The organism is Anaerocolumna sp. AGMB13020, from assembly GCF_033100115.1.
Classification (GTDB): Bacteria; Bacillota; Clostridia; order Lachnospirales; family Lachnospiraceae; genus Anaerocolumna.
In genome coordinates, this window is record NZ_CP136910.1 from 3701760 (window position 1) to 3714297 (window position 12538).

At 39.8% G+C, this 12538-nt stretch carries 9 protein-coding genes; all 9 read left to right on the top strand.

Going from position 1 to position 12538, the window contains the following annotated elements; translation table 11 throughout:
• The 9 genes from whiA to R2R35_RS15400 all read left to right on the top strand — a co-directional run bounded on the left by whiA (position 1) and on the right by R2R35_RS15400 (position 12538).
• On the top strand, positions 1–987 hold the full coding sequence (gene whiA / locus R2R35_RS15360) for a DNA-binding protein WhiA (protein WP_317730709.1): 987 nt from the start codon (positions 1–3) through the stop codon (positions 985–987).
• Positions 962–1216: an HPr family phosphocarrier protein gene (locus R2R35_RS15365; RefSeq protein WP_317730710.1), complete on the top strand. Its 255-nt coding sequence runs from the start codon at positions 962–964 to the stop codon at positions 1214–1216. The genes whiA and R2R35_RS15365 overlap by 26 nt, the downstream gene beginning before the upstream one ends.
• Positions 1217–1733: 517 nt before the next feature.
• Positions 1734–3122, top strand: coding sequence for a polysaccharide deacetylase family protein (locus tag R2R35_RS15370; RefSeq protein WP_317730711.1), 1389 nt, complete (start codon positions 1734–1736; stop codon positions 3120–3122).
• Between the two features lie 262 nt (positions 3123–3384).
• On the top strand, positions 3385–6873 hold the full coding sequence (locus R2R35_RS15375) for a DNA polymerase III subunit alpha (protein WP_317730713.1): 3489 nt from the start codon (positions 3385–3387) through the stop codon (positions 6871–6873).
• 37 nt (positions 6874–6910) lie between these two features.
• Positions 6911–7885, top strand: a complete 975-nt coding sequence (pfkA, locus tag R2R35_RS15380; protein ID WP_317730714.1) for a 6-phosphofructokinase — start codon at positions 6911–6913, stop codon at positions 7883–7885.
• Between the two features lie 446 nt (positions 7886–8331).
• On the top strand, positions 8332–10089 hold the full coding sequence (locus R2R35_RS15385) for an ABC transporter ATP-binding protein (protein WP_317730715.1): 1758 nt from the start codon (positions 8332–8334) through the stop codon (positions 10087–10089).
• Between the two features lie 46 nt (positions 10090–10135).
• Positions 10136–10921: a Cof-type HAD-IIB family hydrolase gene (locus R2R35_RS15390; RefSeq protein WP_317730716.1), complete on the top strand. Its 786-nt coding sequence runs from the start codon at positions 10136–10138 to the stop codon at positions 10919–10921.
• A 136-nt stretch (positions 10922–11057) separates the two neighbouring features.
• On the top strand, positions 11058–11573 hold the full coding sequence (locus tag R2R35_RS15395) for a sigma-70 family RNA polymerase sigma factor (RefSeq protein ID WP_317730717.1): 516 nt from the start codon (positions 11058–11060) through the stop codon (positions 11571–11573).
• 2 nt (positions 11574–11575) lie between these two features.
• Positions 11576–12538 carry a hypothetical protein gene (locus R2R35_RS15400; protein ID WP_317730718.1) on the top strand — a complete coding sequence of 321 codons (963 nt, stop codon included), beginning with the start codon at positions 11576–11578 and terminating at the stop codon, positions 12536–12538.

The window sequence follows — 12538 nt, forward strand, 5'->3', positions numbered from 1 at the left end:
ATGTCATTTTCAAAAGATGTGAAGGATGAACTGTCGAGGCAGTTAAATCCTGCCAGACATTGTATGATTGCTGAGATTGCAGCAGTTATCAGCCTGTGCGGACGGGTGCTTATCAGTGATAAGGATTGCATTACACTTAAAATTCATACGGAAAACATAACCGTAGCAAGAAAATACTTTACATTAATTAAGAAAACCTTTAATATAAATACAGAAATTTCAATCAGGCAGAATGCTTATCTTAAGATGAGCAAGATGTATACCTTAAGTATTGCTGATCATAATAATGCGGTTAAGATTTTAAAGGCCACAAAATTAATGAATGATTCCCTGGAAATTTATGAGAACCTGTCTGCGGTCAGCAATCTGGTAATACAGAATGCCTGCTGTAAAAGAGCTTTTATCAGAGGGGCCTTTTTGGCAGCCGGTTCAATGAGCGATCCGGAAAAGACCTATCATTTTGAAATTGTTGCGCCAAATGAGGATAAAGCAGTACAAATTAGGGATATTATAAATACCTTTGATATAGACGCCAAAATCGTAACCCGTAAAAAGTATTATGTAGTATATGTAAAAGAAGGCTCACAAATAGTGGATCTTTTAAATATTATGGAAGCCCATGTGGCACTCATGAATCTTGAAAATGTACGTATACTAAAAGAGATGCGAAACTCAATAAACCGACAGGTCAATTGTGAGGCGGCCAATATAAACAAAACTGTTATGGCAGCGTCCAAACAGCTGGAAGATATCAGGTATCTTAAAGATACCATAGGATTAGGGGAGTTGACGGAAGGGCTGGAGGAGATAGCATTACTCCGGTTGGAATACCCGGAAGTCTCCTTAAAAGAACTGGGAGCGTTGCTTAATCCGCCTATAGGTAAGTCAGGTGTGAACCATAGATTGAGGAAACTAAGTATTTTAGCTGATAACTTAAGGGAACAAAAGGAGGAAGTAAATTATGGTATCGAAGAAAATATTGATTAAGATTCCAACAGGGTTGGAGGCTAGACCGGTTGCATTATTAGTGCAGGTAGCCAGTCAATATGAGAGCAGTATCTATGTGGAATGTGAGGAGAAAAAGGTTAATGCCAAGAGCATCATGGGGATGATGAGTCTTGGACTTGCTGCAGGGGAAGAGGTTACCGTTACAGCTGAAGGTACTGACGAAGAAGTGGCGATGGAGAATATTGAAAAATACTTAAGCAGTAAGTAAGAATGTTTATTTTCAGGTGAAAGAAGACAGCAAAAACTGTTATCTATAATGGGTAATGCAAAAAGAGGGATAACACCTTGTTTTAAATAAGGTGTTATCCCTCTTTTTGACAATACGTAAGGTTTATTGATATGTAAAAAACTAGGAAAAAACATAGTGTTGTAATATATTAACGGGAAATCGAACGAAAATGTGAGAAAAATATCATATTAACTTAATAAAACCGTAAACACTTTAAAAATATCATATGATATAATGGTAGAGATGTATGGATAATAAAGTAAAATATAGTAAGCTTGAACATTTTCAGAAAAAAACATATGGCAAATACCAATAATGATTATAACTTATACATAAAGAGAGATACTAAGATAAGAAACAAAATAAAAGACATTAGTTTTACATTTCGTTCTGAAAGGCTAAAAGCGTTAATGATAAGATTTTGTATCTGTAAGGAGATGTCTTTTAATTATAATAATAATAAATATTAGCGAAAGATAGAAAGGGAGTAATTGCAATGAAGGGGCAAAAAAGGAGATATAATAAAGCAGTCTTGCTTACGGTGGAAGCAGTATTGATTTGTATTATTGTGATTGGTTATTTTGTATTTATAAATAATCGTAACGATACCAAAAATAATACAGGCAATAACGTAAATACCGGACAGAACTCATCGGGAAACGAAAAACCCTCCGCTACAAAAGATCCAAGCCCTACTGCAGAACCTGTAAAAACAGAAGAGGAAAAACTGGAGGAACAGGCAAAGCAGATACTTGAGCAGGCTGATTTATATGCCCTGCAATATGATTATGATAAAGCTATCAAATTAATCCAGGACTTTGATAATTATAGCCAGGTGAAGATATTAACGGATGCAATTGCAGGTTATGAGAATACCAAAAGTACTCTGAAACCACTTGGAGCATACGATTCTGCTGATCAGATCAGTCATATCTTTGTTCATATCCTGGTTGCTGATACAAGCAAGGCATTTGATGGTGATTATAAGCAAAAAGGTTATAATTATTATATGACCACCATAGCAGAATTTAATGAGATGCTGCAGCAGCTGTATGACCAGGGGTATGTGCTGGTCAAGATTCATGACGTGGCTTCCAAAGTGAAAAAGGATGACGGTACAGAAACCTTTGAAGTGGGAGATATTATGCTTCCGCCGGATAAGAAGCCTATTGTCATATCCCAGGATGATGTGAACTATTACGAATACATGACCGGTGACGGTTTTGCAAGAAGGATAGTACTGGATAAAGAGAATAATCCTACTACAGAAATGGTAATGGAGGACGGCAGTGTTCGTATCGGTGATTATGATATGGTACCTCTTATTGAGAAATTCGTAAAAGAACATCCGGACTTTTCTTACAGAGGTGCAAAAGGTATCGTTGCCCTGACAGGATATGAAGGTGCCTTGGGTTATCGTACCAATGATGCTTCTTCACCAACTTATGAAGAGGATAAAGAGACTGTTAAGAATATTGTAAAGGTTATGAAGGAAAAGGGCTGGGAGTTTGCTTCCCATAGCTATGGACACAGGGATATGGGAAAAGCCACTTATAATTTTACAGTGAAAGATACCGACCGCTGGGAGAAAGAAGTTGGCAGTCTTATAGGACCGACAGATATCTATATATTCCCTTACGGCATAGACATCGAAACCACCATGGGGCATTACAGCAGTGATAAATTTGAATATCTAAAGAAATCCGGGTTCGACTATTTCTGCGGAGTATTCAAATCACCCTGGATTCAGGTTCAAAAAGATTATGTAAGAATGACCAGAAGACCTGTGGATGGGCAGGCTATGTTAGAATTTCCAGACAGGTTAAAAGATTTATTTGATTTAAGTACCATTATAGACGCAGCAAGACCTGAATGGGAAAAATAAGAATTCTGATAATATAGTGATTATATCAAACAGGCTGGGCCTATACCCAGCCTGAATTTTTTGTGACGGCAAGCGTATTGGTATGCAATTGCAGTAAAATATGTTATGATATAGGAGTTAGAAAGAAACCAGGGATGATATGTTACCAATGAAAGCATTAACGGTTTCAAGGAACATTTAATATTTTAATTCAGGCAGCATCGCTGGTGAGCTTACGATTTGCATGAATGTTATTGTACAGGTTTAGAAGGGAAGGGTATTTATGAGCTTTACCCATTTACATTTACATACAGAATACAGTCTTCTGGATGGCTCGGGCAAGATAAAAGAAATGGTTGCCAGAGTGAAGGAGCTGGGCATGGACAGTATGGCAATTACTGACCACGGTGTTATGTATGGAGTCATTGATTTTTATAAAGCCTGCCTGGCGGAAGGAATAAAGCCGATTATCGGTTGTGAGGTCTATGTAGCTCCCGGTTCCCGCTTGGACAGGGAAGCAGGTGCATCTGACGAAAGATATTATCATTTGATCCTGCTGGCAGAAAACAATACAGGTTACCAGAACCTTATGAAAATAGTATCTACCGGTTTTTTGGAAGGCTTTTATTACAGGCCCAGGGTAGATCATGAAATATTAAAACAACACAGTGAAGGACTGATTGCCCTTAGTGCCTGTTTGGCCGGAGAAGTGGCTAATTATATCCGTAAGGGTTTCTATGAAGAAGGAAAAAGGGCAGCCCTTGATTATCAGGAAATCTTTGGGGAAGGAAACTTCTTTTTGGAACTTCAGGATCATGGAATAACAGAACAGGCGGATGTGAACCAGGGTTTACTGCGTATGAACAAAGAGACCGGGATACCCCTGGTTGCTACCAACGATGTTCATTATACCATGGAAAGTGATGCCCAGGCACATGATATCCTCTTGTGTATTCAGACACAGAAGAAAGTATCTGATGAAAATCGTATGAGGTATGAAGGCGGACAATACTTTATCAAATCAGAAGATGAGATGAAACGCCTTTTTCCTTATGCACTGGAAGCTCTTGAGAACACCTACAAAATTGGACAAAGATGTAATGTAAACATAGAATTCGGTGAATACAAGCTTCCTAAATTCGATGTTCCTGCAGGCTATACGGCTCTGGAATATTTAAAGAAGCTCTGTTATGAGGGATTGGTGGAGAGATATCCAACCAATTATGAAGAACTTCTGGAAAGATTGAATTATGAGATAGACACCATTGAAAACATGGGTTTTGTGGACTACTTCCTTATCGTTGGAGATTTTATCAAATATGCAAGAGATAATGACATTAGTGTAGGACCCGGCAGAGGAAGTGCCGCCGGCAGTATTGTATCCTATTCTCTTGGTATAACCAATATCGATCCGATTAAGTACAGCCTACTTTTTGAGCGGTTCTTAAATCCTGAAAGACTTACCATGCCTGATATCGATATTGACTTCTGTTATGAACGCCGGCAGGAGGTAATCGACTATGTTGTCAGAAAATACGGTAAAGACAGGGTAGTGCAGATTGTTACCTTTGGAACCATGGCGGCCAGAGCGGTAATTCGTGATGTTGGACGTGCAATGGACCTGGGTTATGCCAGAGTAGATACCGTTGCCAAGATGATTCCTATGGAGCTTGGGATAACCATAGGAAGGGCATTGGAAATCAACAGAGAGCTTAAGAACTTATATGATTCAGATGAGGAAATCAGATATCTTCTTGATATGTCCCTGCGTTTGGAAGGACTTCCAAGACACACCTCCATGCATGCAGCAGGAGTAGTAATCAGTAAGGCTCCGGTGGTGGAATATGTTCCGGTTTCCAGAGCCTCTGATGAATCCGTAACCACGCAGTTTACCATGACGACCCTTGAGGAGCTGGGACTGCTAAAGATGGATTTCCTTGGGCTACGTACCCTTACGGTAATACAGAATGCAGTCAGGCTTATTAATAAAAAACGCAAAAACGGAGAAATCCTGGATATTGAAAAAGTAGATTACGATGATTCGGCTGTATATGCCATGATAGCTTCCGGAAAGACAGACGGAGTATTCCAGTTGGAAAGTTCGGGCATGAAGAGCTTTATGAAGGAACTTAAGCCAAGAAACATGGAGGATATCATAGCCGGAATCTCCCTTTACCGCCCGGGACCAATGGACTTCATCCCGAAATACATTAAAGGAAAGAATAATGAGGACAACATCTCCTATGAATGCTCCCAGCTGGAATCAATTCTTTCACCTACCTATGGCTGTATCGTATACCAGGAGCAGGTAATGCAGATTGTACGTGAGCTGGCAGGTTATAGCTTTGGACGAAGCGATCTGGTACGCCGAGCCATGTCTAAGAAAAAGGCCTCTGTAATGGAGAAGGAAAGGAAGAACTTCGTTTACGGTAATGAAGAAGAGGGTGTACCCGGCTGTATTAGCAATGGGATTGCAGAAGAGGTAGCAAATCATATCTTTGATGAAATGACCGACTTTGCGAAATACGCCTTTAATAAGTCACATGCAGCAGCTTATGCAGTAGTATCTTATCAGACTGCTTACCTTAAATGCTATTATCCCGTGGAATTTATGGCTGCCTTATTAACCTCCGTTATGGACAATGCGGGAAAGGTCTCCGAGTATATCTTTACCTGCAGGCAGATGGGGATAAAGATACTTCCTCCGGATATCAATGAAGGCGATGCAGCTTTTTCTGTATCAGACGGTTCCATACGATATGGTCTGTCCGCTATAAAGGGCCTTGGAAGACCCGTAATTGACAGTGTAGTTAAGATAAGGGAGCAGGGAGGAGCCTTTACCTCCTTAAAAGACTTTGCAGAGAGGTTATCAGGCAAGGAAGTGAACAAAAGAACAGTAGAAAGCTTTATCAAATCCGGTGCTTTTGACAGCCTTCCCGGAACCAGGAAGCAGCAGATGATGATGTATGTACAGATTCTGGATGAAGTAGCACAGAGTAAGAAGAGGAACCTGACCGGTCAGTTAAGCCTCTTTGATTTTGCTGATGAAGAGGATAAACAGGAAATGGAGATTAGCTTTCCTAATATTGGTGAATACTCAAAAGAACAGCTGCTTGCCTTGGAGAAAGAGGTCATGGGAATCTACGTAAGCGGTCATCCCCTCGAAAGTTATGAGGAGCTGCTTAAGAAGAATGTTACCCATAACACCCTGGATTTTGCATTGGATGAAGAAACGGGAGAGACCAAAGTAAACGATGGTGAGATGGCAGTGGTTGGTGGTATCATATCCGTTAAGACTGTAAAAACCACCAGAAATAATTCCATGATGGCTTTTATAACCTTGGAGGATATGGCAGGAGCCGTGGAAGTAATCCTGTTTCCCAAGGATTATGAGAAGTATAAAGCTTATTTGTCTGAAGACAGCAAAATCCTTGTAAAAGGAAAAATTACCGTGGAAGAGGAGAAAGCGGCAAAGATAATCTGCCAGGAAGTAATCCCTTTTGATCATAACCCCAAGGAGGTCTGGATAAAGTATAAAGATAAAGAAAGTTTTGTACAAGATGAACAAAGTCTGTATGAAATTTTAAGACAATATGATGGTAACGATCAAGTAAAGATTTATCTGGAATGTGAAAAAGCAATAAAACAGTTACCAAAATCAAAAAGTATTAAGGCAGAAAATGTGCTGCTGACAAAATTGCGGGAAATCTACGGAGAACCCAATGTTAAAGTAGTAGAAATGAGTATTGAAAAAGCCAGAAAAAAGGGTTAAAATAAGAGCGATTGAAGTTTCTTGGAGGTGAACGATAATGGCAAAAGAAATTAAAACAATAGGTATACTGACAAGTGGTGGTGATGCCCCCGGAATGAACGCAGCTATCAGAGCTGTTGTCAGAACTGCATTGGCAAATGGATTAAATGTTAAAGGAATCCGTAGAGGTTTCAGCGGTTTATTAGAAGAAGATATTATAGATATGGACGGAAGAAGTGTATCTGATATCATTCAGCGCGGCGGTACCGTTCTTTATACTGCCAGAAGTAAGGAGTTCATGACTTCTGAAGGCCAGGATAAAGGTGCAGAGATCTGCAGAAAACATGGTATTGACGGAGTAGTTGTAATCGGCGGAGACGGATCTTTCCAGGGTGCAGGCAAGCTTGCTGCAAGAGGCATTAATACCATTGGACTTCCTGGAACCATTGATCTTGATATTTCATGTACAGATTACACCATTGGTTTTGATACAGCTGTTAATACAGCGATGGAAGCAATTGATAAGGTCAGGGATACTTCCACTTCCCACGAAAGATGCAGCATTATTGAAGTAATGGGAAGAAATGCAGGTTATATCGCTTTATGGTGCGGTATTGCAAACGGAGCAGAGGATATCCTTATAACAGAGAGATATGATCATAACGAACAGCATATTATAGATAATATCATTCATAGGAAGCAGGCAGGCAAGAAGCATCATATTATTGTTAATGCTGAAGGAATCGGCGATTCTTACGGCATGGCAAAAAGAATTGAAGCAGCTACCGGAATAGAGACCAGAGCAACTATCATCGGACATATACAAAGAGGCGGAAGTCCTACATGTATGGACAGGGTATATGCATCTACTATGGGCTCTATTGCTGTTGATCTTCTTTGTCAGGGTGCAACCAACCGTGTCGTTGGATACAGAAACGGACAATACGTAAATTACGATATTGAGGAAGCACTTGCTATGACAAAGGATATTGACCAGTATATGTACGACATGGCACAAAAATTATCTCAATAAATCCTGTTTTAGGCAGAAACAAGCCTGACCAATCTTACACTTGCGATAAAACCCAAAGTGTTTCCAGCGGTCAGGCTTTTCCATTTATAAAAGCTGAACACGATTACGGGTTCGGCACAAAGTGTAATCTGTGCAAGGCTGTACTGGTTCAATTATATTAACTAAGTCTGCCATGGCAGACTTTTTTCTGTAAATAAGTAGGATAGAGAAAATTGTTCAGCGGTTAGGATCTCATAAATTGCTCAGTTAAGATTCTGGCAGCACAAGATATGAAAAGTCTGTATTTATGGCATTTTCATAGCTGGAAGAGAAAAAGAACAAAATTTAGCATTAAATACAAAGCTTTATTAAAGAGCAAAATGAATTTCAAAAAATCATATTTCATGTATAATGAGTACATAAGCTTAAACAATGAGTTTTGTAAAAGGAAAGGCACAGGTAAAAAAATGAATTCCCGATTTAAAAAATTCCTATCATATTACAAACCCTATAAAGGGTTATTCTTCTCAGATATGTTCTTTGCACTTTTAGCGGCGGCCATATCCTTGGTCTACCCTCTGATCGTACGCTACATAACCAATGACCTGCTAGGAAAATACGAGATATCCGATGTGTTCTCTACAATCATTAAACTGGCATTTCTTATGATTGGTCTTGCGATACTTGAGTTTTTTGCAAATTTCTATATCTCTTACCAGGGGCATATCATGGGAGCAAAGATGGAATACGATATGAGAAATGACATCTTTGAACATTATCAGAAATTATCCTTTAATTTTTATGATAACCAGAAGACCGGACAGCTAATGTCCAGAATAACCAATGACTTATTTGATATAACAGAATTATGTCACCATGGTCCGGAGGATATCGTAATCTCCATTATAAAATTCGTAGGTGCTTTTGTTATTCTTATTAATATCAATCTTCCCATAACCCTGATCGTCTTTGCCTTTATACCCATCATGTTTCTTTTCGCATATCAAATGAAAAATCGCATGAACAGTGCTTTTCGAAGAAACAGGGATAGAATTTCAGAAATCAATGCACAGATAGAAGATAATTTATCCGGTATCCGGGTAGTAAAATCCTTTGCAAATGAGAAACAGGAAATCGATAAGTTCCATGACGGAAACAGAAGATTTGTTGAAAGCAAAAGAAATAGTTACTGGCAGATGGCGACCTTCCATTCCGGTCTTGGAATGTTTACTACCTTTATCAACATAGCCGTAATTGTTGGAGGAGCTGTTTTTATAGCAAAAGATGTTATAGCCTTAACCGACCTGCTGACCTTCTTACTTTATATTAATAACATTATTGAACCGGTAAGAAAGCTGATTAACTTTACGGAACAGTTCCAGAACGGTATTACAGGCTTTGACCGTTTTATGGAAATCATGGAGATTCAGCCGGATATCGTAGACCGGAAAGATGCAGTTGCCCTTAAGGAAGTAAAAGGTGAGATTGAATTCAAGAACGTTTCCTTTAAGTATAACGATACCAAATCAGATGTATTTCATAATATTAACTTAAAGGTCGGAGCGGGTGAATATGTCGCCCTGGTTGGGCCTTCCGGTGTAGGAAAGACAACATTGTGCAGCCTTATTCCGAGATTCTATGAAGCTGCAGACGGCGATATTCTCTTAGACGGAAAGGATATCAGAGATATCAAGCTTCGTTCCCTGCGTAAGAACATTGGAATCGTTCAGCAGGATGTCTACCTGTTTGCAGGAAGCGTAATGGATAATATCCGTTACGGAAGACTGGAAGCAACGGATGAAGAAATTATAGAAGCTGCTAAAAATGCCAATGCCCATGAGTTTATAATGGAGCTGCCAGACGGTTACAATACTTATATCGGGCAGAGAGGTGTTAAACTATCCGGTGGTCAGAAACAGCGTATCAGTATCGCCAGAGTATTCCTTAAGAACCCTCCGGTACTAATCTTTGACGAAGCTACCTCTGCTCTTGATAATGAAAGCGAGAAGATCGTTCAGGAATCTTTGGAGAAGTTGGCAAAGAACAGAACTACCTTTGTTATTGCTCATAGACTTACGACTATACGTAATGCGGAAAATATTATTGTACTTACAGAAGACGGTATTGCTGAGCGCGGAAGTCATCATGAACTGTTAAACAATAATGGAATCTACGCAGGACTTTATAAACTGACACAGAACACAGAACAGGCATATATAAGCTGACATACGAATGTCCATGGCAGATGGGATATTCACGAAAGAGGTTATTATGAACAAAAAGATCATATTTTTTGATATTGATGGAACATTGTACGATCCTGAATTAGGGGTTACCGATCTGACGAAGCAGGCAATTAAGAACCTTTTAGAAAAGGGACATATACCCGTAATATGTACCGGAAGAACGAAAGCCATGGTACCTGACTATCTTACCGAGATGGGGTTCCTTGGAGTACTTGCAGGAGCGGGAACCTATGTGGAATATGACGGCAAGGTAATCCATAATAAAACAATGGGACCGGAAACCGGGGATTCTACCATAGCGCTGCTGAAGGAAAACGGAATCCATTATATCCTGGAAGGACCGGAGAATATTTATGTTGACGGTGAAAATAATGCAGAGGAATACCAAAGAGTAATAGAATTTGCAAAAAAATATGCCGGAGACAGATTACGTACCATACAAGAAGGGGATTATATAATAAACAAGTTCACCTGTGCACCAGGTACTGCAGGCAGTTTTGAGAAAGCAGAGAAAAAGCTAAGAGATGAATATCATTTTACGCTGCATATAGACGGTAATTTTGAAATGACGCCAAAGGGTTATGATAAATCTACCGGAATACGCCTGCTCCTGGAATATCTCAAGGCTGACAGAAAGGATACCTATGCTTTTGGTGACAGCACCAATGATCTGGAAATGCTCCAATACGTAGAGTATGGCATTGCTATGGGAAACAGTTATCCGCAGGTATTAGAAGCAGCCAGATATAAGACTTTGACCATTCAAGAAGATGGAATCTATTACGGTTTAAAGGAATTTGGATTAATATAAAAAAATATGGAACCAAAATATGATTTATTTCGTCTAATCTTTGATAGTATACGGTGACTGTCGGGATTGGACAGGGGGGAGCCATAACCTATAATGGTTCTGTATTTATACAATCGTATATTAGGGGGATACTTAAATGCACCAGGAAAATAGGGAGGTCCATGATATCGAAACCTTGATCAGAGAATATGGTAACGATGTATTACGGACCGCTTATATGTATGTAAAGGACAGTCATCTGGCAGAAGATATTTTTCAGGATGTATTCATCAAGGTAAACCAGAAACTTCATACCTTCCAGGGAGACAGCAATATAAAGACATGGATAATCCGTATAACTATCAATACGTGCAAGGACTATATGAAAAGTGCATGGAACCAGAAGGTCATGCAGTTTACAGAAGTTCACGAGAATACACTGACAGGTAAGGATGAATTCGTGGCAGTGGAACAGGAAGATGAAAACAGGCTGGTCAGAGATGCAGTAATACAGTTGCCTCAGAAATATAAGGATGTACTGCTGTGTGTTTATTTTCAGGATATGTCTGTTGCAGAGACAGCAAAGCTTTTAGGAATAGCGGAGGGGACGGCCAAAAGCCGCCTTTCCCGGGCAAAAGACAAACTAAAGCTTAGCCTTGAAGGGAGGATATAACAATGGATAAGAATAAGACTGGAAAAAATCCTTCACCTGTCAGGGATGACATGGAATTAAAAGCACTGCTGAATGCCTCCTTTGATAAGGATGATTTAACCGTATCCGAGGATCTGATACAAAGAACCCTTCTAAAAATCAAGGAAGCCGAAGCAGAAGATAAAAAGAATGCTGATAATACAGCAGCAGAAATACCGGTTGGAGGCGAAGCTGACACAGAACAGGAACGCAATGGAGATAAAAAGCCTGTTATAAAATTCCCTGTAAGACGTTTTGCAGGTGCGGCAGCGGCAGTACTGCTTTTGGTATCGGCTGTATGGCTTTATCAGAACAGTATTACCGGAACCAAACAGGATAATTCGGTGAATGAAAAGTCAGAGCAGCAGCTGCTTGGTATAGCTGACGCTGGAAAGGCAGAAAATTACACAATGACTGCACCGGAAACCTCAGCAGTACAGGGGATTGAAGAGGATGAAGCGGCAAGCACTGCAAAAGAAGCGCCGTCAGAGGGAGATGCCTCCGTTGATATCACAGCATCATCTGGTAGTGGTGTTGACACAACAGCGGCAGCGGATGCGAAAAGCAGTATGGTAACCCTGGTTGCTCCGGAGGTACTTTCAGAACTTTATCCCATAAATACAGACGAGGTAGTAACCTTTCAAGTAAATAAAGCGAAAGGAAAACAAACCGGAACAGAAGAAAAGTCACTGGAGGAACCGTCTGAGAAAGCTGCTGAACTATATGCTCTGCTGGCAGTTTATACGGTACAGGTATCAGAAACGGAAGAAACAGATCTACTTTACAGCATTGATATCACTACACAAGATAAAAATATCATTACCTACGACTTCTATCCGGAAACAGTAAAAGTAACCGATGGACGCCTGGCAGGGAAGAGTGTCATATATACAGTGAAGGAGCAGGCGGATTTATTAAAGAAGCTTGCGGAATTTAAAACGAATTAA